This window comes from Alistipes sp. CAG:29, from assembly GCF_000435435.1.
Lineage (GTDB): Bacteria > Bacteroidota > Bacteroidia > Bacteroidales > Rikenellaceae > Alistipes > Alistipes onderdonkii.
The window spans coordinates 68,916-93,480 of sequence record NZ_FR893478.1; the positions used below are offsets into that span (position 1 = coordinate 68,916).

Here is a 24,565-nt window from a genome sequence, read left to right on the forward strand (position 1 = left end):
GCCGTTTTGCACGGCGTATGCGGTGTCCGGGACTTGCTGCCTTGGCGGTCGCTGCCGCTTGGGTGGCTCCGTCGCGTGCGCAGCTCCTTTACCCGTCAGGCGTAGACCTTCGGGACGATGGTGCCGCGGAGGACGACCAGTGCGTTGGCGACCAGCGATTCGAGTTCGTTCTCGCCGGGGTAGACCGAAACGGGGGCGATGAACGAGCAGTGCTGTTCGATGTATCGCACGACGAACTCGTTGTGGGCGATGCCCCCGGTGAGGATGACGGCGTCGACCCGGCCGCACATGGCGGCGGCCATGGCGCCGATCTGCTTCGAGATGCCGTAGCACATGGCCTCGGCCACGAGCCGGGCTTTTTCGTCGCCCTGCGCGATACGCTCCGAGACCTGCATCATGGAATTGGTGCCCAGGTGCGCGACGAGCCCGCCTTGGCCGGCCAGCATTTTCTGGACTTCGCGGCGCGTGTAACGCCCCGAGAAGCAAAGGTCGGCGAATTCGCCCGCAGGCAGGCTGCCCGCCCGCTCGGGTGCGAAGGGACCGTCGCCGTCGAGCGCGTTGTTGACGTCGACGACACGTCCCTGTTTGTGCGCGGCGACGGAGATGCCCCCGCCCAGGTGTGCGACCACGAGGTTCGCCTTTTCGTAGACGATGCCGATGCGGTCGCAGTGCAGGCGTGCCGTGGCTTTCTGGTTGAGTGCGTGGAAGATCGACCTGCGCGGGCAGTCGGGATGGCCGCTCAGGCGTGCCACCTCCTCCATCTCGTCGACGACCACCGGGTCGGCGATGTAGGCTTTGACGCCCGCCATGGCGGCGATCTCGGCGGCCAGCAATCCCCCGAGGTTCGAGGCGTGTTCCATCGTGGCGTTCGTCAGGTCGCGCCGCATGGCTTCGTTGACTTCGTATACGCCGGCCGGGATGGGGCGTACGAGCCCGCCGCGTCCGATGACGGCCGACAGCTGCATGATGTCGAACCCGTGTTCGGACAGCGCCGTGAGTATCATTTCCCGGCGCCAGTCCAGTTGGTCGATGATGTTGGCGTAACGTGCGATCTGTTCGGCCGTGTGGCGCAGGGTCAGATCCAACGAAGGCCGCTCCTCGTCATAGAGGGCGACCTTGGTGGACGTAGAGCCGGGATTTATCGCTAAGATTTTGAAGCCCATAAATTCGGTTCCGGTTAGTAGTTGGTAGGTTGGTGTAGGTGTGTGCCTATTGTTTTACGGCCAGGCAAGCCAGTGCGATCGAGTAGAGTTTGGTCTTGCTCGTGTCGCCGCGCGAGGTCAGTACGCAGGGCACCTTCGTGCCTGCGACCATGGCGGCCAGTTCGCCTCCGCAGAGGTGCGTCACCGACTTGAAGAAGACGTTGGCCGACTCCAGGTTGGGGAAAAGCAGGCAGTCGGGGTCGCCCGCTACGGACGAACCTTTGACTTTCTTGTGCTCGGCGACATCCTTGTAGAGTGCTACGTCGAGCGACAGGGGGCCGTCGATGATGACGTTGCCCAGCTGTCCGCGGTCGCCCATTTTGGCGAGCAGGGCGCCTTCGGTCGACGAAATGACGCTGGGGAGCAGCTGCTCGGAGGGGGCGATGCAGGCGATCTTGGGGGTTTCGATGCCCAGCAGGTTGGCGACTTTTGCAAGGTAGCCGATCTGCTTGATCTTCTGTTTGAAGTCGGGCAGCGGGATGACCGCGACGTCGGAGATGACCAGCAGTTTGTGGTAGCAGGGCATCTCGACGATCGACACGTGGCTCAGCACGCCCTTCGGGGGGAACAACCCGGCTTCCTTGTTGAGGATGCCGCGCATGTACTTGTCGGTCGAGACAAGTCCCTTCATCAGCACGTCGGCGTTGCCCGCCACGACGGCGGCCACGGCCTGCTGCACGCATTTCACGTCGCTGGCCTCGTCGACGATGTTGAATGCCTTGATGTCGATGTCGTTTTCGGCGCATACCTGCTCGATGACTTTCTTCTCACCGAACAGCGTGGGCTCCACGATACCTTCCTTGTAGGCTTCGTAGACGGCTTCCAGCGTATGCGAATCCTGGCCGTAGGCTACGGCCAGCCGTTTTTTACCCCTTTTTCTCGCCTCGTCGACGATTTCTGTAAGATGTTGGATCATTGTGGTGTTGTGCTTTTATTTATTTTACCAGATTGTACGTGTCGGTGGCGATGACCAGTTCCTCGTCGGTGGCGATGACGGCGACCTTGACCCGCGAGGAGGGTTTCGAAAGGATTTTGTCCATGCCGCGGGCGCCCTTGTTGGCTGCGTGGTCGAACTCGACGCCCATGAATTCGAGCCCCGTGCAGACCGTCTCGCGCATCTCGCACGAATTCTCGCCCACGCCGCCCGTGAAGACGATCAGGTCGACGCCGCCCATTTCGGCGGCATACTCCCCGACGAATTTGCGGATGCGCCCGTAGTGCATGTCGCGGGCGAGGATGGCGCGGGGGTTCCCTTCGTCGTAGGCGCGGTCGATGTCGCGCATGTCGCTCGAAAGGTCGGTGAGCCCCAAAACGCCCGATTTCTTGTTCATCATCTCGTTCACCTCGGCGTAGGACATGCCCTCCTTTTCGCCGATGAAGGTGATGGCGCTGGGGTCGACGTTGCCGCAGCGGGTACCCATCACCAGCCCGTCCACGGGCGAGAAGCCCATCGACGTGTCATGCGACTTGCCGTTGAGCACGGCCGTGACCGATGCGCCGTTGCCGATGTGGCAGGTGATGATCTTCGAATTCTCGAAGTCGAGGCCCGCGAGCCGGGCGCCGGTCTGTGCCACGTATTTGTGGCTGGTGCCGTGGAAGCCGTACTTGCGCACGCGGTACTTGTCGTAATAGGCGTGGGGCAGGGCGTACATGTAGTTTACGGCCGGGATGGTCTGGTGGAACGAGGTGTCGAAGACGGTGACCTGCGGGACGCCCGGCAGGACTTTCTCGATCGACAGCACGCCTTCGAGGTTGGCCGGGTTGTGCAGCGGTGCGATTTCGAACAGCGAACGGATCTTGGATTTCACCTCCTCGGTCACGATGCAGCTCTCGGGGAAGAACTCGCCGCCGTGTGCCACGCGGTGGCCGACGGCCTTCACCTCGTCGAGCGAGCCGATGACGCCGTGTACGGGGTCGGTCAGCGCGTCGAGCACCAGTTTGATGCCGGTGGTGTGGTCGGGGATGGGACGGTGCAGCTCGAACGGTTCTTTGCCGACGGGCTTATGGGTGAGGTCGCCTTCCGGCAGGCCGATGCGTTCCACGATTCCTTTCGCGAGCAGTTTGCTCGATGCGGCTTCCATGTCGATCACCTGATACTTGATCGACGAGCTGCCGCAGTTCAATACCAAAATTACCATTTCTCTTTATAGTTAATTTCTAAATGTCGTTCCTATCCACATGCCGGCGGCTGCAAAAACAATGCATACTGCCACGCTCAGCCCCACGTAGGCCGCCGCCGTGTAACATTCCGCACGCAGCAGGCGCACCGCGTCGGCCGAAAAGGTCGAAAAAGTGGTGAACCCGCCGCAGAAACCCACGATGAGCAGCCATCCGAGTGTCTCGGAGCTGGTAGCTTCGAGTAGAATGCCGATCAGCAGCGAACCCGCGGCATTGACCGTGAACGTACCCGCTGGGAATCCCAGCAGCGTCTGCCCCGCCATGATCCCGCCGGAAAGCAGGTAACGGACGATGCTGCCGGCAGCACCGCCGCATCCTACGGCCAGAAGTTCACGAATCATAAGTTAAATATACGCCAAATTTTAAGGATATGCAAATTTACAGAAAAAATGCTTACGGATTGTTATTTTTCCTGCCGTTTTTTCGAGGTTTTTTGTCGTATCGGGGTTTAAGGTTGGCGGATTTGTCCGTCGCCCGAGACGATATACTTGTAGGTCGTGAGCTCGGGCAGTCCCATCGGGCCGCGGGCGTGGAGTTTCTGCGTCGAGATACCCACTTCGGCGCCGAAGCCGAACTGCCCGCCGTCGGTGAAGGCGGTCGAGACGTTGACGTAGACGCAGGCGGCGTCGACGCTGCGCGTGAACTGCGTGGCGGCCTGCTTGTTTTCGGTGACGATGGCCTCGCTATGGCGCGACGAGTAGCGGGCGATATGCGCCAGTGCCCCGTCGAGCGATGCGACGGTCTTGACGGCCAGTTTGTAGTCGAGGAACTCGGTGCCGAAATGCTCTTCGGCGGCATGTTCCAGCAACCCGGCGGGGTAGTGCCCGTCGAGGGCGGCGAAAGCCTCTTCGTCGGCGTAGACCGTCACATGCGCCCCGGCCAGCGGTGCGCACAGCTCCGGAAGGTCGGTGAGGCGGCCGCGGTGGATGACCAGGCAGTCGAGGGCGTTGCAGACGCTCACGCGGCGCGTCTTGGCGTTGCAGACCACGGCACGTCCCTTTTCGAGGTCGCCGTCGATGTCGAAATAGGTGTGGACGATGCCGGCGCCCGTTTCGATGACCGGGATGCGGGCGTTCTCGCGGACGAAGCGGATCAGCCCCGCCCCGCCGCGCGGGATGACTACGTCGACATAGCCCACGGCGCTCAGCAGCGCCCCCACGGCTTCGTGCCCCGCGGGGAGCAGCGTGAAGGTGTTTTCGTCGATGCCTTCGGCGCCGAGCGCTTCGTGCAGCAGCGCCGCGATCGCCTCGTTGGAATGGCGGGCGTCGCTGCCCCCTTTCAGGACGCAGGCGTTGCCCGTCTTGACGCAGAGCGCGAAGATGTCGGCCGTGACATTGGGGCGGGCTTCGCAGACCATGCCGATCACGCCGAACGGTACGCGGCGCTTGACGATGGTCATGCCGTTGGGGCGCGTCCAGCGCGCCAGTTCCTCGCCTTGAGGCGAGCGCAGGTGCGAAATGGCCTCCATGTCGGAGGCGATGGCGTCGATGCGTTCGGGGGTCAGCCGCAGGCGGTCGAGCATGGGCGACGAGGCGGGCATGGCCTCGATGTCGCGGGCGTTGGCTTCGAGCAATGCGGGCGTATGCCCGCGCAGGAGCCTTGCGGCGTGTTGCAGGATGCGGCCGAGGCGTTCGGGTTCGACGTCGGTCAGCGCCGTCCCGGCCTTCCGGGCGGCCTTGAACAGGGATTCGTAGTCCATAATCGTTTATTCCAGGTAGAGGTAATCGCAGTGGACGAGGGGCTTGAGCCCTTTGCGTCCGATGTTGCGGCGGGCGGTGCCGCTGTCGCACGAGATGCGTCCCACGGCCAGTTGTGCCCCGTCGGGCGAGAGGATGCGCACCAGGTCGTCGCGCTCGAAGTCGCCTTCGACGGCTGTGACGCCCACGGCGAGGATGCTGGCGGCCTTGCTGGCGCGGACGGCTTCGGCGGCGCCCTGGTCGATGCGCAGGATGCCCTTGGCGAACCCTTCGCTGCTGGCGATCCATTTCTTGACGCCCGAGGCTGCCCTCGGAGCCGGTTCGAACCGGGTGCAGGGCACATCCTTTGCGGCCAGTACGAGGTCGGTGAGGATGCCGTCGCGGCGGCCGTTGGCGATGATGACCTCGATGCCTTCGGCCGCCGCACGCGACGAGACGCGGCTCTTGGTGGCCATGCCGCCGCGGCCGCGCGACGAGCGTACGGGGTCGATGTATTGCGAAAGGTCTTCCGAGGGTTTCACGCGGCGGATGACCTGCGACGCGGGGTCGGCGGGCGAGCCGTCGTAGATGCCGTCGATGTTGCTCAGGATGATGAGCGCCTCGGCGTTCATCATGGCCGCGACGAGCCCCGAGAGCTCGTCGTTGTCGGTGAACATCAGTTCGGTGACCGAGATGGTGTCATTCTCGTTGACGATCGGCAGCACGCCGTTGGCGAGCATCGTCACCATGCAGTTGCGCTGGTTGAGGTACTGCCGCCGTGTGGAGAGGCTCTCCTTGGTGGTGAGCACCTGCCCGCAGACGATGCCGTATTCGTTGAAGAGGTCGTAGTAGCGGTTGAGCAGCTTGACCTGCCCCACGGCGGAGAAGAGCTGCCGTGCGGAGACCGAATCGAGCTTCCCGGCGCGTTGCCCGAGGATGCTGTGCCCCGAGGCCACGGCCCCCGACGAAACCAGGATGACCTCGGTGCCCGCGCGGTGGAGCCGGGCCACCTGGTCGACCAGGGCCGAGATGCGGGTGGTGTCGGGACGGCCGTCGTCGCGCGTCAGCACGTTGCTGCCCACCTTGATGACGATGCGCCGGTATTTGTTCTGTGTGTCCATATGCGTTTCATTCGCCGGGAATGGCCCGGCTCAGGGTTCGAATTTGTAGCCCACGCCCTTGATGGTGACGATGCGTTCGTCGCCGATCTTCTGGCGCAGTTTGCGGATGTGCACGTCGATGGTGCGGTCGCCCACGACCACCTCGGTGCCCCAGATCTTCGTATATATCTCCTCGCGCGAGAAGAGCTTCCCGGGCGACGAATAGAGCAGGTCGAGCAGCGCGAATTCCTTGCGCGGAAGGGCTATCTCGTTGCCGTCGCGCGTCACGGTGTAACGCTCGCGGTCGACGGCGATACCTGCCGCGGCAGGTTCCGCCGGCGCGGTTTCGGCGTCGATCCGCTTGAGGATGGCCTGCACGCGGCTGACCAGCAGCTTCATCTTGATCGGCTTGGTGAGGTAGTCGTCCGCCCCGACGCCGAAGCCCGTAAGCTGCTGATCCTCCTCGCCCAGCGCCGAGAGAAATACCACCATCGTGTCGCGCAGCTGCGGATCCTGGCGGATGGCACGGCAGGTCTGCGCACCGTCCATGACGGGCATCATCATGTCCAGCAGGATCAGGTGCGGACGGTACTTGGCGGCGGCCTTCAGCGCCTCGGCGCCGTTCTGCGCCGTGAATACTTCGTAGCCCTCCTTCTGGAGGTTGTACCTCACGAATTCGAGGATGTCGATTTCATCGTCGACAAGCAGGATGCGGTGGCTCATGGTTCCGGTTGACAGGTTTTGTATCGCACGCGGCAATTGGGCGCGGTTGCGTGCCGCTCATATCTCGGGCGAAGTTAGCAAATTTCCGGCTAAATCGTTCGGTAGCCCGGGAAAAATGGTTATATTTGCGAGATTTATATACTTCCGTATATATGGAAATCAAAAACGTGTACTGAGATGGCTACTGAAAATCCGAATCTTCCTGCTCCCGAGGAGCGAGTCAGCGATGCTGCTGAAGATGTGCAGACCGTAACTTCCGAAGTGACTTCCGAAGTCCCTGAAACCGAGGCCTCCGCAGCAGCGGAGGCGGAACCCGTCGTGGAAACACCCGCGGCAGAAGAACCCGAGACGGAAAAATCCGTTGCGGGAACGCCCGCGGCAGAGGTGCCCGCGGCAGAGGTGCCCGTGGCTGAAGCGCCTGCGGCGGAGGAGCCCGTGGCGGAACCCGAGGCCGCGCCGCGTGCGAAGCGTGCCCGTATCAAGCCCGTTGCCGAGGCGGTGGAGACCGAATCTGGCGAGGAGGCCGTGCCGGCCGGTGCCGAAGTGGATTTCGCGGACGAGGAGGCGGCGCTCGCCGCGCAGGATGCCGGGCTGGAACTGGAGGGCGAGACGGCTGAAGAGGCCGCTGCCGACCAACTGGCCCAGGAAGCGCCGTCCGCCGAGGACAAGTTTGCCGGGAAGGGCAAGGAAGAGCTGGTAGCCCTCTTTATGCGTATGCTCGAAGAGCAGCCCGTGCAGTCGATCCGCCGGGATGTGGAGGCGCTGAAGATCGCTTTCTACCGCATCCGCCGCGCCGAGGTCGAGGCCGCACGCCGCAAGTTCGTCGAGGAAGGGGGCCGCGAGGAGGATTTCGCACCGGCCGTGGACGGCGCCGAAGTACAGCTCAAGGAGTTGTTCAAGGAGTACCGCCATCGCCGCGACGAGTTCATCGCAAACCTCGAGGCCGAGAAGGAGAAGAACCTCCAGGTCAAGCTCGGGATCATCGAGGAGCTCAAGGAACTGGTCAATTCGGACGAGACGCTCAACCATACCTTCAATAAGTTCCGCGAATTGCAGCAGCGCTGGAAGGAGACCGGCATCGTGCCGCAGCAGAACGTCAAAGACCTGTGGGAGACCTACAACCTGCATGTCGAGAATTTTTACAGCTTCATCAAAATCAACAAGGAGCTGCGCGACCTCGACCTGAAGAAGAACTACGAGCAGAAGATCGCCCTCTGCGAGCAGGCCGAAGCGCTGGTGCTGGAGCCTTCGGTCGTGGAGGCGTTCCACAAGTTGCAGAAGCTGCATGACGAGTGGCGCGAGACGGGCCCCGTAGCCAATGAATATAAGGAGGTGCTCTGGGAGCGCTTCAAGGCGGCGTCGAGCCGTATCAACAAACAGCATCAGGAGCATTTCGAATCGCTCAAGGGCGAGCAGGTCAAAAACCTCGAACTCAAGACGGAGCTTTGTGCCGCCACCGAGGAGCTGGCCGCGCAGCCGCTCACGACCCGCAAGGAGTGGAACCGTGCGAGCGACCGCCTGCTGGAGATCCAGAAGACCTGGAAAACCATCGGCTTCGCACCCAAGAAGGACAACAACCGTATCTACGAGCGTTTCCGCACGGCATGCGACAGGTTCTTCGAGGCCAAGCGGCAGTTTTATGCCGGGGTGAAGACCGAGATGGAGCACAACCTGCAGCTGAAGACCGAGATATGCGAGGCCGCCGAGTCGCTGATGAACAGCGAGGAGTGGAAGAAGGCCACCGACGAGCTGATCGCCCTGCAGGCCCGCTGGAAGGAGATCGGTGCCGTGTCGCGCCGCCATTCGGATGCGATCTGGAAGCGTTTCCGTGCCGCATGCGACAAGTTCTTCGAGCGCAAGGCTTCGCATTTTGCCAGTGTGGACGGCGAGCACGAGGAGAACCTCCGGCAGAAACTCGCCTTGCTCGATGAGATGGCCGCGGCCGACGTCAAGGCCGGCGGATACGACGTGATCCGCGAGTTCCAGCGCCGCTGGGGCGAGATCGGGTTCGTGCCCATCAAGCAGAAGGATGCTGTCCAGAAGAAATACAAAGCCGCCGTCGATGCGCTGTTCAACACGCTGCGCGGTTCGGAGCGCGACCGTTCGATGAACCGTTTCCGCGAGAAGGTCTCGACGCTCAAATCGGCGGGCAGCAACCGCCTGCGTTCGGAGCGCGAGCGCCTTTACAATAAGGTGCGCCAGCTCGAACAGGAGATCGGCCTGCTGGAGAACAACATCGGTTTCTTCGCCAAGTCGAAGAACGCCGAGGCGCTCGTCGCCGATGTGAAGGCCAAGATCGACCGCGCCCGCGAAGAGATGGCCGCCGCGATCGAGAAGGTGAAGCTCATCGACCGCCAGGCACAGGAGGAGAACCAGGAGCACAACGAAAATAAATAGATATAGTCAGTAATGAAACTTTCCAAACCCAAGTACATATTTGTTACGGGCGGTGTCGCATCGTCGCTCGGCAAGGGTATTATTTCGGCCTCGATCGCCCGCCTGCTGCAGGCCCGAGGCTATTCGGTGACCATCCAGAAACTCGACCCCTACATCAACGTCGACCCCGGCACGCTGAACCCCTATGAACACGGCGAATGCTACGTGACCGAGGACGGCGCCGAGACCGACCTCGACCTGGGGCACTACGAGCGTTTCACGAACCAGCCCACGTCGAAGGCCAACAACGTCACGACGGGAAAGATCTACAAGAGCGTGATCGAGAAGGAGCGCAAGGGCGAGTACCTGGGCAAGACCGTGCAGGTCATCCCCCATATCACCGACGAGATCAAGCGCCGTATCCAGATGCTGGCGCAGAAGAAAGTTTACGACGTGATCATCACCGAGATCGGCGGTACGGTGGGCGACATCGAGTCGCTGCCGTTCATCGAATCGGTACGCCAGCTGCGCTATTCGCTGGGCTACAAGAGCACGGCCCTCGTGCACCTGACGCTGATCCCCTATATGGCCGCTTCGGGCGAGCTGAAGACCAAGCCCACGCAGCATTCGGTCAAGGCCCTGCTCGAAAACGGGTTGCAGCCCGACATCCTCGTGCTGCGCACGGAGCATCCGCTGTCGACCAACCTGCGCCGCAAGGTGGCGTTGTTCTGCAATGTCGACGCCAACGCCGTGATGGAGTCGATCGACGTCCCGACGATCTACGAAGTGCCGCTGAAGATGCACGAACAGCACCTCGATGAGGTGGTGCTCGACAAACTGAACCTGCCGGCCGAGAAGGAACCCGACATGGCGGCGTGGACGGCCTTCGTGGAGAAGGTGAAGCACCCTGCCAAGAAGATCGAGATCGCGCTGGTCGGCAAATATACCGAATTGCCCGACGCTTACAAGTCGATCTGCGAATCGTTCATCCACGCAGGCGCCGTGAACGACTGCAAGGTCAAGCTGCGCTATGTCAATTCGGAGAAGATCACCGCCGAGAATGTGGCCGAGAAGCTGGGCAGGATGTCCGGTATCCTCGTGGCCCCGGGCTTCGGCAACCGTGGCATCGAAGGCAAGATCGTCGCCGTGCGCTATGCCCGTGAGAACAAGATCCCGTTCCTGGGAATCTGCCTCGGCATGCAGTGCGCCGTGATCGAATTCGCGCGCAACGTGCTGGGCATCGCCGATGCGAACTCGAGCGAGATGGAGTCTACGCCCCATCCGGTGATCGACCTGATGGAAGAGCAGAAGGGGGTGACGGCCAAGGGCGGCACGATGCGTCTGGGCGCTTATCCCTGTACGCTGAAGAAGGGTTCGAAAGTCGCGGCGGCCTACGGCAAACTCCATATTTCGGAGCGCCACCGTCACCGTTACGAATTCAACAACGACTATATGGCTGCGTTCGAAGGTGCCGGTATGCAGGCCGTGGGCATCAACCCCGACACGGGGCTGGTCGAGGTCGTCGAGGTCGAGGGACATCCCTGGTTCGTCGGTACGCAGTACCATCCCGAGTACAAGAGTACGGTGTTGAGCCCCTCGCCGCTGTTCGTGGCATTTGTGGGAGCGGCGCTCGAATATGCCGGGAAGAAATAGTAACAACACTTATCACAGCGAAAGAACGAAACATTTTTAAATGGATAAAAAAACAATTTTAGGTATTGTCGTCGTGGCGGCGCTTTTCCTGGGGTTCGCCTATTTCAATACCAAACAGCAGGAGAAATATCAGCAGGAAATGGCCGCGTATCAGGCCTATCAGGATTCTGTGGCCGCTGCGACGCGCCCCGTAGTTCCCGTAGCCGACAGTACGGCCGTGGCGGCTTCGGATACGGCTGCGCCCGAGGCTGCGGCAAATGCCGCCGATGCCGTACGCCGGCAGCAGGTCGCTGCGTTGGGCGAATACCTCGCCGGTGCGCGTGACGCGGAGGCGGAGGAGTTTACCGTCGAGAACGATGTGATGATCGTGACCTTTTCGACCCGCGGCGGCCGGATCACGGGCGTGACGCTCAAGGATTATACCAAGTATGCACCCCGCGGCAAGCGTGACCAGCTGATCGAGCTGATGGATCCCGCGAGTGCCAGGTTCGACCTTTCGTTCTACGTGAAGAACGGGTTGAACAACGTCAAGGTCAACACGATGGACTATGTCTTCCGGGCGCAGCCCGAGCAGGTCGAAGGCGATGCCCGGAGGGTGGTGATGCGCCTGCCCGTGGCAGCGGATGCCTGGCTCGAATATGAGTACCTTATATATAATAAGCAGGTGCCCGAGCGCGACTACCTCGTGGACTTCAACGTGCGGCTGGTGAATATGGCGCCGCAGATGGCCAACCAGGCGTCGATCGGTATCGACTGGTCGAACAATTCCTACCAGAACGAAAAGGGATTCCAGAACGAGAACATGTACACGACGATTTCGTACCGGTTCCCGGGCGAGAGCTCGATCGAGGATCTGGGGATGAGCGAAAAATCCAAGTCGAAGAGCATCTCCACATCGGTCAACTGGGTGGCTTTCAAGCAGCAGTTCTTTTCGTCGGCGTTCATCGCCCCGCAAAATGTCACCAACGCCAACCTGGCGTTCGATACGGCGGCTCCCGGTTCGGAATTGCTGAAGAGTTTTTCGGCGCAGATGACCGTGCCCTATACGGTGCAGACCGAAGGGTATGATTTCGCATTCTATTTCGGCCCGAACAAATACGCCATCCTCAAGAAGGTCGTCGCTGCGGACGGCGAGGAACTGCACATGGAGCGCCTGATCCCGCTGGGATGGGGTATCTTCGGCTGGGTGAACCGCTGGTGCGTGATCCCGGTCTTCGACTTCCTGCGCAACTATATCGCCAGCTTCGGCATCATTATCCTGATCCTGGTGATCCTGGTGAAACTCGTCATCTCGCCCCTCACGTACAAGAGTTACGTTTCGATGGCAAAGATGCGCCTGATAAAACCGCAGGTGGACGAGCTCAACAAGAAATACCCCAAGAAGGAGGACGCCATGAAAAAACAGCAGGCGACGATGGAGCTCTACAAAAAAGCGGGCATCAACCCCATGGGCGGATGTATCCCCATGCTGATCCAGATGCCGATCCTGATCGCCATGTTCCGTTTCTTCCCGGCTTCGATCGAGCTGCGCGAACAACCGTTCCTCTGGGCCGACGACCTTTCGTCGTACGACAGCATCGTGAACCTGCCGTTCTCGATCCCGTTCTACGGCGACCATGTGAGCCTTTTCGCCTTGCTGATGGCCGTGTCGCTGTTCGGGTATTCGTATTTCAACTACCAGCAGACGGCTTCGTCCCAGCCCCAGATGGCCGGTATGAAGTTCATGATGGTCTACATGATGCCGATCATGATGCTGTTGTGGTTCAACAGCTATTCGAGCGGCCTTTGCTACTACTACCTGCTGTCGAACCTCTTTACCATCGGCCAGACGTTGCTGATCCGCCGCATGGTCGACGACGATAAGATCCATGCCGTCATGCAGGCCAATGCCGCCAAACGGAGCAAGGGCAAGAAGTCGAAGTTCCAGCAGCGCTACGAGGAGCTCCTCCGCCAGCAGGAGGCGCAGCAGCGTACCAAACGCAAGTAAACGGTTCGCACCGGCGCAGGGCCGGCGGCGGGGATTGCCGGATACGGTGCAGGCCGATGCGTGAAGCCCGGTGGCCCGCGCGGTTCCGCGAAGCCCGACGATACGCGATATGAATAGGCCGGAGGCGGTTCCTGCGATGCGGGTTTCCGGCTCCGGCCTCGTTTTTGCTCCGTCGGGTTTGCGATCGTATATCCCGACTACGCGGCGGCGGCCTTTTCAGGTGTTGCCGGGCGGCGAGGCAGAAGTCTCCTCGGAAAGCGCTCAGGGGAGGATCGGGCCGCGGGCGCAGCCGGGGCTGTGCACAACAGCTGCCGGGGCGCGCAGCCGGAGATGAATAAATCCGGGCAGCAAGGTCGAAGTTGCCTCGGGGCGGGACGGAGTTTCGGGCGCGGCCCGGGAGGGGGCACGACAGCTGCCGGAGTACGAAGCCGGGTGTGAATCCGGGGCGCAGGATTTGGAGTACGGAAATCCAGGGGCGCAGAGTGGGGAACGAAAATCCGGGCCGTGAGGCCGGGCGTATCAAGTATATGATTGCCAAATAGTATTGCAGATAACGATGAAACGAACTTTTTTTGTATTGCTCCTGTTGACGGCCGGAACCGCACTCCAGGCGCAGACACTGGGCGGGGAGTATCGCCTGTCGCGGGTTTTCCCGGTCGAAGGCCGGCAGGGGATCGCCGCTGACTCGAACTACTATTATGTTTCGGGCAGCACGGTGCTCTACAAGTACGACAAGCAGGGGCGGCTGGTCGCCCGTAACGGGCAGCCGTTCGAAGGGTTGCCGCTCGCCGCGAACCATATCGGCGATATCGACGTCTGGAACGGTGAGATTTATGCCGGCATCGAGACTTTCGAAGACGGCAAGGGTGAGAATATCCAGGTCGCCGTGTACGATGCCGACGACCTGACATGGAAGCGGTCGATCGATTGGGAACCGGCTTCGGGGCAGGTCGAGGTGTGCGGGCTGGCCGTAGACCGCGACCGGAATATGGTCTGGATGGCCGACTGGATCGACGGGCGCTACCTGTACGGTTATGACCTGGCGACGGGTAAGTATGTGCGCAAAGTCCACCTGCGCCCGGTGCCGCAGTGGCAGCAGGGGATATATATGGCCGGCGGGCAGATGCTCATTTCGGCCGACGACGGCGATGCCGACCTGGACGAGCCGGACAACCTCTATATTGCCGACCTGCGCGACGGGAAAAGCTATGCTGCGGTGTTGCCGTTCCGTATGATGTCCGATTTCCGGCGCGCGGGCGAGATCGAGGGACTGACCGTCGACCCTGCGACGGACGAGCTGCTGGTACTTTCGAACCGGGGTTCGCGCATCGTGCTGGGAATGGTCAGGGGTTTCTACCCGGGGTACGACAGCGAACTGCACGAAGTGTATGTCTATGAAAAGGTAAAATAGGAAAAGTCCCGGAAGGGACTTTTTTTGTTGAGGGGTATGTGCCGGATGCCGATCTCGTTGCCGCCAGCCGATGCCTTTGCGTGCGCTTTTTCGGGATTTACTTCGCCCGTCTGGCTTCCGGCATCCTGTTTTCGGGACGCCCGGTTTCGCGGATGGGCGTTTCCCGTTTCCCGTTGCTCTTTGTGCGAGCGTTCTTATTTTGCTGACGACTGACGACGTTTTGCCGATGGCTGACGACAGGGGGCTGTCCGCGGGTATCCGCTTGATTTGCCGGGCGGGCCCTGGCCGTCGCTATATCTTTTCCCGTTCCCGGTCTTCGAGGATAGCGTCGAAATTCTCCTCCGCCCATCCGATAAGCGCTGTGAGGTGGGGCATGAGCGACTCGCCGCGGGGCGTGAGCGCATATTCCACGCGGGGCGGCACCTCGGGGTAGACCTTGCGCGACAGCAGCCCGTCCTGTTCCAGCTTGCGGAGTGTCGATGTGAGCATCTTCTGCGAGATGTCGGCCGTCCGGCGGTGGATTTCCGAAAAACGCAGGCACCCGCTCGTATGGAGGTTGTAGAGTACCAGCAGCGACCACTTGTCCCCGAAGCGGTCGACGATATGGCGGATCGGGCAGTGGGCGTAGGTCGGGTGTGCGGTTTTTTCCATGTCCGTTCGGGGCGGTCTTTCTTTCCTTATTCTACATACAACACCAGTCCCTTGAGGTACTCGCCTTCGGGGTGGTAGATGCTCACCGGGTGGTCGGCGGGCTGCGTCAGCTGGTGCAGGATGCGCACGTTGCGGCCCGCGATGGCCGCAGCCGAGAAGATCATCGTGCGGAACAGCTCCTTCGACACCGCCTGCGAGCAGGAGAACGTGAAGAGGATGCCGCCGGGGCGTATCTGCGAGATGGCGCGGGCGTTGAGGCGCTTGTAGCCCTGCATGGCATTACCCAGCACCTTGTGGTGCTTGGCGAAGGCCGGCGGGTCGAGGATGATCAGGTCGTATTTGTCTTCGATGTCCTTGAGGTACTCCACGGCATCGGCGGCCGTTTCCGTAAAGTTGGCCTGCGGGCCGAAGTTGAGTTTCATGTTTTCCGTGGCCAGCACGACGGCGCGTTCCGAAGAGTCCACCGAGCAGACCTTCTCGGCGCCACCGGCCATGGCATAGACCGAGAAGCCCCCCGTGTAGCAGAAGGTGTTGAGCACCGTGCGCCCCTTCGAGTAGCGTTTGACCAGCTCCCGGTTTTCGCGCTGGTCGAGGAAGAACCCGGTTTTCTGCCCCTGCTCCCAGTTGACGAGGAATTTCTCGCCGTTCTCCGTCACCACGTGCGCCGAATGGTCGGAGCTCCCCCACAGGTATCCGTCCACGGCACCCAGCCTGGCGTTGAAGGGCACGGTTTGCGAACTTTTGTCGTAGATGGCCGTGATGCGGTCGCCGTAGGCAGCCAGGATCGCCCGCGCAATATCCTGGCGGGCAAGGTACATGCCGACGGAGTGGCACTGGACGACGGCCACCGTGCCGTAGATGTCCACCACGAGTCCCGGCAGCCCGTCGCCCTCGCCGTGGACGAGGCGGTAGCAGTCCGTGTCGGGGTTGTCCGTGAGTCCGAGCGTGCGCCGTACGTCGTAGGCCACGGCGATGCGCCGGTTCCACCAGGCCTGGTCGATCGGTTCCTTGTCGAATGTAAGCACACGCACAGCGATCGAGCCGATCTGGTAGTGTCCCAGGGCGATGAAATCGCCCGTGCGGGTATATATTTCGACCAGGGCGCCTTCCGTGATTTCCGATTCGTCTTCAGCCTTGATGTGGTCGATGGCGCCCGAGAAAATCCACGGGTGGCGGCGCATGAGTGATTCTTCCTTGCCTTTGCGCAGGTATACTTGGGGTGTCATAATTCGGGATGTTTGATTTTGGGTGTGTGAAGCAGTCGGTCGTAGATCGCCGTGCAGACCCACGCATCGGTCGCGGCGTAGAGTTTTTGTTTGTCGGTGAATGTCGCGGCCTCCCAGTTGCTCAGCCGCTGGGCTTTCGATACGCGCTGCCCCAGCACGATGGCCGAGAGTTTGCGCAGGCTCTTCTCCCCGATGCCCCACTGGGGGGCTATCGTTTGCAGGTCGACGAACCCTGCGTCGCGGAAATGGCGTATCTGGCGCAGCGAGCGCAGGTCGCCGGCGACGTCGGCGCCGATCTTCAGGATCTCCTTGCTTTCGAGCACCTGCAGGATCGGCTTAGCGAACGGGATCTTGTTCAGCCGGAAAAGGAAGCATAGCTGCGGCGTGGAGAGTTGCAGCAGCGACACGCGGAACGTCACCCCGGGCCGGAACGACGGGCGGGTCTCGGTGTCGAAACCGATGACGCGTTGTTTCATCAGGAATTTGCAGGCGGGGACGATGTCGCGCTCATTGTCGACGATGCGTATTTCGCCCCTGAATTCGATGGCCGGAAGCGCTGCGGCCTCCTCGTTGCTGATCTTATCCGTAAAGTTGTTTGTCGTAGTCATGCCGTGGAACATTCTCACAAAAATAGGGAATTATTTCCGGAAAACGGCATGCGGGGCGATTTTTTACATCCCCGCGGGCGGTTACGACCCTATTTTAACCCGATTTTCCCGTCCCTGCCCGTGCCGGCGATGCCTTCGTCGAGCAATTCGCGCAGCGCCCGGCCTATCTGCTGTGCCTCCCCGGGGAATTCCGCGGCCAGTTCGTGCGGGTCGGCAGCCCCGCGGGACAACCTTTGGAGCAGTTTTTCGCGCAGCCCGCCGTCGGATGACGGCGCAGCGCCGTCCTGCGCCTGCCGCTTCCCGGCACGTTTGTGTGCGAGGCAGATGTCGCATACGCCGCATGCCGCAGGGGCGCCCTCGCCGAAATACCCTTCCAGGACGGCGCTGCGGCAACGGGTCTCGTTCGCGGCGTAGGCGAGCATGTGTTCGAAGCGTTCGCGCATCAGCTCCTGCCGCCGTTTGTAGGTCTCGGGGGCGATGTAGAGGTCGGCGCGGGGCAGCCGCTCCTCGTCCATGAAGAGGATCGGCGAGCGGTTGGAGGGGACGTAGCGGATCACGCGCAACTGCCAGAGGCGTTTGAGCAGCTCCTTGACCCGCTGCACGGTATAGCCGCTCCAGGTGGCGATCTCGCCCTCGTCGATCTGCCGGAATTCGGTGAAGACCCCGTTGTAGAGGCGCAGCAGCGTGCGGATGAAGTGATCCAGCTCGTCGCGCTGTACGCGGAGTTTGTAGAGGTCGTCGCGGCTCACGCAGAACATGATCCGCGCCGGGTTCTCCTGTGCGTCGGTCAGCGTCATGTAACCGTTCTGCTGCAGGAGCTTCAGGGCGCTTACGACCGTGCCGGAGTAGAGGTGCTCGCGGGCGCAGAAGTCGTGGATGTTGAACAGGAACGATGCCTGGGCGCCGTCGCCGATGCCGACCTGCAGGTAGGAGCAGACCCGTTCGTAGATGTCCTTGATCTTTTCGAGCGGCGGGAACTCCTGCTCGAAACGCCGCACGATGCGTTCGCCGTCGTCCGACGATACCAGCAGCAGGGCGTAGCTCCGCATGCCGTCGCGGCCCGCTCGGCCGGCCTCCTGGTAGTAGCTCTCGAGCGAGTCGCACATGCTGTAATGGGCGACGAAGCGCACGTCGGGTTTGTCGATGCCCATGCCGAAGGCGTTGGTGGCGACCATCACGCGCGTCCTGCCCGAGACCCACTCCTCCTGTCGTAGCGAGCGTTCGGCATGCCCCATGCCCCCGTGGTAGGCCGCGGCCGTTATACCCTCCCTGCGCAGCATGTCGGCGACCTGCTCGGTGCCTTCGCGCGTACGGACGTAGACGATGCCCGAACCGGGGACGTTGCGTACCAGGCGCAGCAGCTGCCCGTTCTTGTCGTCGGTGTGGCGGACGCTGTACGAAAGGTTGGGACGTGCGAAGCTGCTCCGCAGGATATGCGGTTCGCCGAACCGCAGGTGGCGCATGATGTCTTCGGCCACGAGTTTCGTGGCCGAGGCCGTGAGCGCCAGCACCGGGACACCGGGCAACTTCTCGCGCAGCTCGGCGATGCGCAGGTACGAGGGGCGGAAATCGTAGCCCCACTGTGAGATGCAGTGGGCTTCGTCGACGGCCACGAGCGATACGTTCATGCGCACGACGCGCAGGCGGAAGGCCTCTGTTGCGAGCCGCTCGGGGGCGACGTAAAGGAACTTGACGTCGCCGTAGACGCAGTTGTCCAGCGCGATGTCGATTGCACGCGGCGAGAGCCCCGAATGGATCGCCACGGCCGGGATGTGCCGTGCCCGCAGGCGGTCGACCTGGTCTTTCATCAGGGCGATCAGGGGCGTCACGACGATGCACAGCCCCTCCTGCGCAAGCCCGGGGATCTGGTAGGTAAGCGACTTTCCGCCGCCCGTGGGCATCAGGGCCAGGGTGTCGCGCCCGTCCATCACCGAACGGATGATACGCTCCTGTACGGGCCGGAATTCGGTGAAGCCCCAGTAGTGTTTCAGCACGTCGTATATCTTGTCCGCTGGCCTTTCCATGAATACAAAGGTAGGAAAAATTAGGTGTTTCCCGGAATTTTTTATACTTTTGCATCGGATTAGACGTTCGACAAATGAAGATAAGCGAAAAATTCAAAGTGCGCGAGATGGCGGGGGAGCATGTGATTATCATGCCGGGCCGCTGCGGTGCCGACATGACCCGTATCCTGGCGCTCAACGATTCGTCGCTCTATCTTTGGGAGGCGCTCGGCGGCAAGGACTTTACCACCGGGGATGCAGCCGCCCTGTTGTTGGAGCGTTACGACGTGGACGAAGCCACCGCACAGCGCGATGCCGAGGCCTGGGCTGCGAAGCTCGCCGAATGCGGCGTGCTGGAGTAACCGGCGGCACGTGTCCGGCGCACGGACGGAAAACTTGAAAGGTAGCATGAAATTGAAAAGACTCATATCGCTGTTGCTGCTCGCCATCTACCTGACGGCGTGGGGCGGCCCTGCGTATGTGTCGCTTTCGTGCAAGTGCGTCACGATGTCGTCGCATGTCTGCTGCCACCACTGCCAGCACGGCGCCGATGCCGCGGGTGCCGGCGAGTCGCTGAAGGCTCCCTGCTGCGGCAACCACCATTCGACCGAAATCGAACTCTATACGGGTTCCTCTTCCGATAACCACGAGAAATTCATCCGCTGCACGGTCACCGACCTGCCGCCCGCATTGGTTGCGGAGGCTCCGGTTGCGGCCGACCTCAAGCTCTTCGGGGAGACGCTTCCCGAACGCGGCGCTCCTTTCGTCATGCGGGGCCATGTGCGCTCCGCAGGGCTTCGTGCCCCTCCCGCATTGGCTTAAAACCTTTTTGGGACGGATGCTGCGCGCATCCGCCCGCAAATAGTTTTAACCAATAACGGAATGTAATGAAAATCAACAAAATCATTTTATCTGTTTCTTCCCTTGCCGTGTGCGGTACCCTCTGCGCACAGGATTTGCGGGGTGTAGTCCGCGACGCCGACAACCAGCCGCTGGTGGGCGCTTCGGTTTACTGGGAGGGTACTACGATCGGTGCCAGCACCGATGCCCAGGGGGCGTTCCTGCTCCACCGGGTAAAAGGTTACGACAATCTGGTCGCCTCGTATCTGGGATATGTGAACGACACGCTGCGTGTGGCAGGCGGTGCGGAGCGTATCGAATTCACACTCGCTTCCGAAGGCGTGGCGTTGGAGGACGTGGTGGTCGAGGGTAACCTGAGCGGCAACTTCGTCAAGCGTGACGGCATCGTCAAGGGCGAGATGATCTCGTTCGCGGGCCTCTGCAAGATGGCCTGCTGCAACCTGGCCGAGAGCTTCGAGAACTCGGCGTCGGTGACCGTCGGGTACAGCGATGCCATTTCGGGCGCACGGCAGATCAAGATGCTCGGCCTGGCAGGTACCTACACTCAGATACTCGACGAAAACCGCCCGATCATGCGCGGGCTGAGCGCCCCCTACGGACTGAGCTACACGCCCGGCATGTGGCTCAATTCGATTCAGGTGTCGAAGGGCGTGGCATCGGTGACTGCCGGGCATGAGGCCATCACGGGGCAGATCAACCTCGAGCACCGCAAGCCGACGGACGACGAGAGGCTGTTCGTGAACCTCTATCTGGACGACGAACTGCGCCCCGAGGCCAACATCTCGACGGCGTTCCCCGTCACGAAGGACAAGAAACTGTCGAGCGTCATCCTGCTCCACGGTTCGATGGATACCGACGTCCGCAAGATGGATCACAACGACGACGGATTCCGCGACCTGCCGATTTCCGACCAGATCAACGTGGCCAACAAGTGGCTTTATGCGGCCGATAACGGTACGCAGATCCGCTGGGGATGGAAATTCGTACAGGAGAACCGCCTGGGCGGTATGCTCGACTACAAGAATTCGATGCGCGACGAGATGGAGAAGAACTGGGACTGGAAGGAGACGGGCGCCGATATGCCCCTCTACGGTTCGAAGATCCGCAACCGCGGCGCGAACGGTTATTTTAAAATAGGTATGCCCGTCGGCCCGTCGGTCTACGATGCCGACGAGCAGGATGAGATGCGTTCGAACCTGGCTTTCGTGGCCGATTTCGACCACTTCAACGAGAACGCCTATTTCGGGCTGAACGACTACCGCGGCAATGAGAATACGCTCTCGCTGAACCTCATGTACAACCACTATTTCACCTACCGGTCGTCGCTGATCGTCGGTGCACAGGGACATTTGCAGTACTACCGCGAGAGTTTTGCCAACAACACCCCGTGGATTGCGGCAGCTCCGGCTACGCTCTACGACTTCGACCGCAACGAGCAGGAAGTGGGTGCCTATGCCGAGTATACCTATTCGATCAAGGACAAGTTCTCGGTCGTGGCGGGTATCCGCGGCGATTACAATGCGTTTTATGACAAGTTCTTCGTGACGCCCCGCGGGCATATCCGCTGGAACATCACCCCCTCGACCACGCTGCGCGGCTCGGCCGGCCTGGGATACCGTTCGACCAATGTCATCACCGACAACATCGGTATGCTGGCGACCGGACGGCAGATCGTAATCCCCGATTTCGACGGTTTCAACCGGCTGGAGAAGGCACTTACGGTGGGCGGAAGCCTCACGCAGACCTTCGGGCTGGTCAGTCCCGGCGACGCAACGCTGAGTTTCGACTATTTCCGTACGCAGTTCTACAATTCGGTGATCGCCGACCAGGAGTATAGCGCCGACCAGATCGTGCTCTATAATTCGGACAAGCGTTCCTATACGGATACCTACCAGATCGACTTTTCGTGGACGCCTGTCGAACGGTTGGACATCTTCGCCACGTTCCGTTATACGGACAGCGAGATGACGATCGACCGCCCCGACGGAAAGACCGCCCGCGTGGAACGGCCGCTGGTGAGCCAGTACAAGACGCTGCTCAATATCCAGTACGCCACGAAATTCCGCCGTTGGGTGTTCGACGCGACGGCACAGCTGAACGGCCCTGCGCGCATCCCGACACAGACGGGCGACCTGGCCGACGACAAGTATTCGCCGCGCTACCCGATGTTCTTCGCCCAGATAAGCCGCAAGGTCGGCAAGTTCGACATCTATGCCGGTTGCGAGAACATCGCCGACTACCGCCAGCACGACCCGATCCTCAATGCGGACAACCCCTATTCGACGGGTTTCAACTCGATGAACGTATGGGGGCCGCTGATGGGGCGCAAATTCTATATCGGCCTGCGGTTCAATTTGTATTGATTAATCTTTAAATAAACACCAGGATGAAGAAAATTTTAATGCTGTGCCTTGCACTCGTGATGGGTGTGGGCATGTGTGCAGCGCAGAAGGCTGCCGACAAAAAGACGGTGACGACGGTTTTCACGACCGACATCGACTGTGAACACTGTGTCAAGAAGATCATGAATAATGTCCCCTCGCTCGGCAAGGGCGTCAAGGACGTGAAGGTCGACCTGCCCAAGAAGGAGGTGACCGTGGTCTACGATTCCACGAAAAACAGCGACGAGAATATCGTCAAGGGTTTTGCTTCGATCAAAGTCAAGGCCGAACCGAAAAAAGCCGACACGAAGAAATAACGCCGGCGGGTTTTGTTATCGAAAAGGGAGGACATCATTGTCCTCCCTTTTGTTTCGGTTGTTGGGCGGGCTCCTGTACTGCCGTCGGTTTCCCCCGATCCGCTATTCACTGTCCGCTATCCGCCGTCTGCTGTCTACCGTACGATTCCGGACGACAGCCGATAAGGGCCGGTGCATGCCGAACGACGGCCGGGAGTGTTCCGCAGGCCCGGAATCCGCCCGGCTGCCGGTGTGCCCGGTTTATCGGTGCGGGTGCCCGTTTGTTTTCATGGCATTGTGCCTGCGCCTGCGCAGGTAGAGGTCGAGCCCTGCGAGGCCGAGGAACGTTGCGGCGATAAAGACGTAGAACAGGGACAGCCGCCTGCTTTCGGCCGGGAAATCCGGTTCGGGAAATTTTAGGGAGCCCGGGCTTGTGAACGCGGGCATGTCGGGGAATGAAGGCATGTCGGGGAATGAAGGCATGTCGGGCAGATGCAGCCCGACGCCCGGTTCGTACCAGAAATACCAGGCGAGCCCGGCGATCACCGCCAGCAGGCAGAGTACGCCCGCCGTGCCCAGCAACCATGTTTCGCGCCGTTCGCGCCGCGCCGATTCGCGTTCCAGCCGTTCCATGAGCCTCTCGCAGAACCCTTCGGGCAGTTGCGTACCCGGGGCTTGCTCCAGCGCGCGACGGATTATGTTATTTTTCGCTTCCATGCAGTTGCGTATTTACCAGTATATACAGTTTTTTGCGGATGCGGTGGAGCCGTACTTTGATGTTGGACTCCGACATCTGCGTGATCCCGGCGCATTCGCTTACGGAGTACTCTTCGTAGTAGAAGAGCGTGACGAGTGCCCGCTCTTCGGGCTCCAACTCACCGACGGCACGGGTCAGAGCGTCGAGGTATTCCTGCCTTCCCTCCCAGGCATCCATCCGCTCGGCTTCGCTGTCGGGCAGGTTCGCCAGCCGCGCCTGGTCGATGCAGGCCCATTCGCGTTTGCGGCGCCGTGTCTCGGAGACCGCCGTGTTGTAAGCGATCCGGAAGAGCCAGGTCGGGAACGAACTGCGCCCGTTGAACCTGTGCAGGTTGCGGAACGCCTTGAGGAAAACGTCCTGAGCCAGCTCCTCGGCATCCTCTGCGCAGCCGACGATGCGGGAAACCAGCGTGTAGACCACCCGCCCGTACCGCCGGGCAAGGATGGCATACAGATCGGTTTCTCCGTTTACGATCCGTCGGATCAGCTCCAGTTCCTCCTGTTGTTGCATTGCTATCCGGTTAGACGCATTTTGCCTGGAAAGGTTACATGCCGACGCCGTTTTTCCGGAACCTGTAACCTTTTTCCCGGAGCTGCGTCTAATAAGGCAAAGATCGCAAAAACGAATTGGTAATCTTTAATACTTTTAAAAATTATGATGGATTTTATTTTTGTTCCCCTGGTCGTAGGCGTGATTACGCTGGGAATCTACAAGTTCTTCGAATTGCTCGTGTGCCGTCGCGAGCGCCGCATGATCATTGATAAAATGGACGGCAATGCTCTGATCGACTACCTGAAGTTCGTACCGATGGGGGTGAGGATCGGCGCTCCCGTGTCGGTGCGTCCCGTGTCGGGCGGGGTGTCCGGAACCCTGAAGGCCGGTTGCCTTTTGCTGGGCATCGGTTTCGGGCTGCTCTTCGCCTTCATGTTGCTGAACTGGTGTGCCTATGATGCTTCGTATGAAATGCGGAGCATCGTCTACGGCGGGTCGGTTCTCTGCTTCGGCGGCGTCGGACTGATCGTTTCGTTTGTCGTCGAGCGCAATATCGTCGGCAGGGAGTGCAAATAACCCGGCTTTTCCGGATGGAAAAAGGAGTATCCCGCTTTTGGGGGATACTCCTTTTGGTTTTGCCGGGGACCGTGCGGCGCACCGGGGGCGGGACGGTTTGCTGAGGGCCATGCGGCGCACCGGGGGCAGGACAATTTGCCGGGGGGCGGTTGTCGGGGCGGAACGGTCGGGGCGGAACGGTTTGCCGGAACTCGGACGCCTGCCGTTTGCCGGCCGCGCGGCCTTATTCCATCGGCCGGATGCGCATCTCGGTTACGCCTTCCAACTCCCGCACGAGGCGGTCGATGTCGGTCTTTTCCTCGACTTCGCCGTAGTGGTAGGGGTAGAAGATCGTCGGCCGGATCGCCTTGACGGCCTCGACGGCCTGGTCGACGGTCATCGTGGAGGGCTGGTCGACGGGCAGCAGGA

Annotated in this window: 22 protein-coding genes and 1 pseudogene; 9 read left to right on the forward strand and 14 right to left on the reverse strand. The window is 61.0% G+C overall.

Annotated elements, in window-relative coordinates; translation table 11 throughout:
* Positions 1-95 precede the first annotated feature (95 nt).
* The 7 genes from buk to QVP03_RS09995 all read right to left on the reverse strand — a co-directional run bounded on the left by buk (position 96) and on the right by QVP03_RS09995 (position 6,879).
* Positions 96-1,163, reverse strand: a complete 1,068-nt coding sequence (buk, locus tag QVP03_RS09965) for a butyrate kinase (protein ID WP_022333311.1) — start codon at positions 1,161-1,163, stop codon at positions 96-98.
* A 46-nt stretch (positions 1,164-1,209) separates the two neighbouring features.
* Positions 1,210-2,118, reverse strand: coding sequence for a phosphate acyltransferase (locus QVP03_RS09970; protein WP_018695020.1), 909 nt, complete (start codon positions 2,116-2,118; stop codon positions 1,210-1,212).
* A gap of 19 nt (positions 2,119-2,137) precedes the next feature.
* The gene (locus QVP03_RS09975) at positions 2,138-3,340 is read right to left on the reverse strand and encodes an acetate/propionate family kinase (RefSeq protein WP_022333312.1); all 1,203 of its coding nucleotides are present in this window, start codon (positions 3,338-3,340) and stop codon (positions 2,138-2,140) included.
* 12 nt (positions 3,341-3,352) lie between these two features.
* The gene (locus tag QVP03_RS09980) at positions 3,353-3,721 is read right to left on the reverse strand and encodes a fluoride efflux transporter FluC (RefSeq protein ID WP_022333313.1); all 369 of its coding nucleotides are present in this window, start codon (positions 3,719-3,721) and stop codon (positions 3,353-3,355) included.
* A gap of 107 nt (positions 3,722-3,828) precedes the next feature.
* Positions 3,829-5,079 (reverse strand): glutamate-5-semialdehyde dehydrogenase, encoded by a 1,251-nt coding sequence (locus QVP03_RS09985; protein ID WP_022333314.1) that lies wholly within the window; start codon positions 5,077-5,079, stop codon positions 3,829-3,831.
* Positions 5,080-5,085: 6 nt separating this feature from the next.
* A complete protein-coding gene (gene proB / locus QVP03_RS09990; protein ID WP_022333315.1) occupies positions 5,086-6,177 on the reverse strand; it encodes a glutamate 5-kinase in 1,092 nt (363 codons plus the stop codon).
* 30 nt (positions 6,178-6,207) lie between these two features.
* On the reverse strand, positions 6,208-6,879 hold the full coding sequence (locus QVP03_RS09995) for a response regulator transcription factor (protein WP_022333316.1): 672 nt from the start codon (positions 6,877-6,879) through the stop codon (positions 6,208-6,210).
* A 261-nt stretch (positions 6,880-7,140) separates the two neighbouring features.
* On the opposite strand from QVP03_RS09995, the gene QVP03_RS10000 reads away from it, so the two are divergent.
* The 4 genes from QVP03_RS10000 (at position 7,141) to QVP03_RS10015 (ending at position 14,306) form a co-directional block, all read left to right on the forward strand.
* The gene (locus tag QVP03_RS10000) at positions 7,141-9,276 is read left to right on the forward strand and encodes a DUF349 domain-containing protein (protein ID WP_407934856.1); all 2,136 of its coding nucleotides are present in this window, start codon (positions 7,141-7,143) and stop codon (positions 9,274-9,276) included.
* A 12-nt stretch (positions 9,277-9,288) separates the two neighbouring features.
* Complete coding sequence (locus QVP03_RS10005; protein ID WP_022333318.1) at positions 9,289-10,908, forward strand: CTP synthase; 1,620 nt, start codon at positions 9,289-9,291, stop codon at positions 10,906-10,908.
* Positions 10,909-10,948: 40 nt separating this feature from the next.
* A complete protein-coding gene (gene yidC, locus QVP03_RS10010) occupies positions 10,949-12,895 on the forward strand; it encodes a membrane protein insertase YidC (protein ID WP_018695028.1) in 1,947 nt (648 codons plus the stop codon).
* A 556-nt stretch (positions 12,896-13,451) separates the two neighbouring features.
* Complete coding sequence (locus QVP03_RS10015) at positions 13,452-14,306, forward strand: hypothetical protein (RefSeq protein WP_278808654.1); 855 nt, start codon at positions 13,452-13,454, stop codon at positions 14,304-14,306.
* Positions 14,307-14,597: 291 nt separating this feature from the next.
* Here QVP03_RS10015 and QVP03_RS10020 read toward each other — a convergent pair whose 3' ends face one another.
* The 4 genes from QVP03_RS10020 to QVP03_RS10035 all read right to left on the reverse strand — a co-directional run bounded on the left by QVP03_RS10020 (position 14,598) and on the right by QVP03_RS10035 (position 18,815).
* The gene (locus QVP03_RS10020) at positions 14,598-14,957 is read right to left on the reverse strand and encodes a winged helix-turn-helix transcriptional regulator (protein WP_022333320.1); all 360 of its coding nucleotides are present in this window, start codon (positions 14,955-14,957) and stop codon (positions 14,598-14,600) included.
* A 26-nt stretch (positions 14,958-14,983) separates the two neighbouring features.
* Entirely contained in the window at positions 14,984-16,183 is a 1,200-nt protein-coding gene (locus tag QVP03_RS10025) for a class I SAM-dependent rRNA methyltransferase (RefSeq protein ID WP_022333321.1), read from the reverse strand.
* Entirely contained in the window at positions 16,180-16,791 is a 612-nt protein-coding gene (locus QVP03_RS10030) for a 3'-5' exonuclease (RefSeq protein WP_117507179.1), read from the reverse strand. Before QVP03_RS10030 ends, QVP03_RS10025 begins: the two co-directional genes overlap by 4 nt.
* An 89-nt stretch (positions 16,792-16,880) precedes the next feature.
* Positions 16,881-18,815, reverse strand: coding sequence for a RecQ family ATP-dependent DNA helicase (locus QVP03_RS10035; protein ID WP_022333323.1), 1,935 nt, complete (start codon positions 18,813-18,815; stop codon positions 16,881-16,883).
* A gap of 74 nt (positions 18,816-18,889) precedes the next feature.
* On the opposite strand from QVP03_RS10035, the gene QVP03_RS10040 reads away from it, so the two are divergent.
* From QVP03_RS10040 to QVP03_RS10055, 4 genes are all read left to right on the forward strand, one after another.
* Positions 18,890-19,156, forward strand: a complete 267-nt coding sequence (locus QVP03_RS10040) for a PqqD family protein (RefSeq protein WP_022333324.1) — start codon at positions 18,890-18,892, stop codon at positions 19,154-19,156.
* 46 nt (positions 19,157-19,202) lie between these two features.
* Complete coding sequence (locus QVP03_RS10045; RefSeq protein WP_018695036.1) at positions 19,203-19,616, forward strand: hypothetical protein; 414 nt, start codon at positions 19,203-19,205, stop codon at positions 19,614-19,616.
* Between the two features lie 65 nt (positions 19,617-19,681).
* Positions 19,682-22,018 carry a TonB-dependent receptor gene (locus tag QVP03_RS10050; RefSeq protein WP_018695037.1) on the forward strand — a complete coding sequence of 779 codons (2,337 nt, stop codon included), beginning with the start codon at positions 19,682-19,684 and terminating at the stop codon, positions 22,016-22,018.
* Between the two features lie 23 nt (positions 22,019-22,041).
* Positions 22,042-22,353, forward strand: coding sequence for a heavy-metal-associated domain-containing protein (locus QVP03_RS10055; protein WP_022333325.1), 312 nt, complete (start codon positions 22,042-22,044; stop codon positions 22,351-22,353).
* Between the two features lie 240 nt (positions 22,354-22,593).
* On the opposite strand, the gene QVP03_RS10060 is transcribed toward QVP03_RS10055, so the two are convergent.
* Both QVP03_RS10060 and QVP03_RS10065 read right to left on the reverse strand, forming a co-directional pair.
* Positions 22,594-23,049, reverse strand: coding sequence for a hypothetical protein (locus QVP03_RS10060; protein WP_022333326.1), 456 nt, complete (start codon positions 23,047-23,049; stop codon positions 22,594-22,596).
* Positions 23,033-23,599, reverse strand: coding sequence for an RNA polymerase sigma factor (locus QVP03_RS10065; RefSeq protein WP_022333327.1), 567 nt, complete (start codon positions 23,597-23,599; stop codon positions 23,033-23,035). The genes QVP03_RS10060 and QVP03_RS10065 overlap by 17 nt, the downstream gene beginning before the upstream one ends.
* Positions 23,600-23,743: 144 nt before the next feature.
* Between QVP03_RS10065 and QVP03_RS10070 the strand changes: the two genes are divergently transcribed.
* Positions 23,744-24,157 (forward strand): hypothetical protein, encoded by a 414-nt coding sequence (locus tag QVP03_RS10070; protein ID WP_052011038.1) that lies wholly within the window; start codon positions 23,744-23,746, stop codon positions 24,155-24,157.
* 223 nt (positions 24,158-24,380) lie between these two features.
* Here the strand turns inward: QVP03_RS10070 and QVP03_RS10075 are convergent.
* Positions 24,381-24,565: pseudogene (locus QVP03_RS10075) on the reverse strand (MBL fold metallo-hydrolase); the annotation flags it as partial.

Coding starts and splice junctions, on each gene's coding strand:
- buk (WP_022333311.1), bottom strand. CDS start 1,163: ATGGGCTTCAAAATCTTAGCGATAAATCCCGGCTCTACGTCCACCAAG.
- QVP03_RS09970 (WP_018695020.1), bottom strand. CDS start 2,118: ATGATCCAACATCTTACAGAAATCGTCGACGAGGCGAGAAAAAGGGGT.
- QVP03_RS09975 (WP_022333312.1), bottom strand. CDS start 3,340: ATGGTAATTTTGGTATTGAACTGCGGCAGCTCGTCGATCAAGTATCAG.
- QVP03_RS09980 (WP_022333313.1), bottom strand. CDS start 3,721: ATGATTCGTGAACTTCTGGCCGTAGGATGCGGCGGTGCTGCCGGCAGC.
- QVP03_RS09985 (WP_022333314.1), bottom strand. CDS start 5,079: ATGGACTACGAATCCCTGTTCAAGGCCGCCCGGAAGGCCGGGACGGCG.
- proB (WP_022333315.1), bottom strand. CDS start 6,177: ATGGACACACAGAACAAATACCGGCGCATCGTCATCAAGGTGGGCAGC.
- QVP03_RS09995 (WP_022333316.1), bottom strand. CDS start 6,879: ATGAGCCACCGCATCCTGCTTGTCGACGATGAAATCGACATCCTCGAA.
- QVP03_RS10005 (WP_022333318.1), top strand. CDS start 9,289: ATGAAACTTTCCAAACCCAAGTACATATTTGTTACGGGCGGTGTCGCA.
- yidC (WP_018695028.1), top strand. CDS start 10,949: ATGGATAAAAAAACAATTTTAGGTATTGTCGTCGTGGCGGCGCTTTTC.
- QVP03_RS10015 (WP_278808654.1), top strand. CDS start 13,452: ATGAAACGAACTTTTTTTGTATTGCTCCTGTTGACGGCCGGAACCGCA.
- QVP03_RS10020 (WP_022333320.1), bottom strand. CDS start 14,957: ATGGAAAAAACCGCACACCCGACCTACGCCCACTGCCCGATCCGCCAT.
- QVP03_RS10025 (WP_022333321.1), bottom strand. CDS start 16,183: ATGACACCCCAAGTATACCTGCGCAAAGGCAAGGAAGAATCACTCATG.
- QVP03_RS10030 (WP_117507179.1), bottom strand. CDS start 16,791: ATGACTACGACAAACAACTTTACGGATAAGATCAGCAACGAGGAGGCC.
- QVP03_RS10035 (WP_022333323.1), bottom strand. CDS start 18,815: ATGGAAAGGCCAGCGGACAAGATATACGACGTGCTGAAACACTACTGG.
- QVP03_RS10040 (WP_022333324.1), top strand. CDS start 18,890: ATGAAGATAAGCGAAAAATTCAAAGTGCGCGAGATGGCGGGGGAGCAT.
- QVP03_RS10045 (WP_018695036.1), top strand. CDS start 19,203: ATGAAATTGAAAAGACTCATATCGCTGTTGCTGCTCGCCATCTACCTG.
- QVP03_RS10050 (WP_018695037.1), top strand. CDS start 19,682: ATGAAAATCAACAAAATCATTTTATCTGTTTCTTCCCTTGCCGTGTGC.
- QVP03_RS10055 (WP_022333325.1), top strand. CDS start 22,042: ATGAAGAAAATTTTAATGCTGTGCCTTGCACTCGTGATGGGTGTGGGC.
- QVP03_RS10060 (WP_022333326.1), bottom strand. CDS start 23,049: ATGGAAGCGAAAAATAACATAATCCGTCGCGCGCTGGAGCAAGCCCCG.
- QVP03_RS10065 (WP_022333327.1), bottom strand. CDS start 23,599: ATGCAACAACAGGAGGAACTGGAGCTGATCCGACGGATCGTAAACGGA.
- QVP03_RS10070 (WP_052011038.1), top strand. CDS start 23,744: ATGATGGATTTTATTTTTGTTCCCCTGGTCGTAGGCGTGATTACGCTG.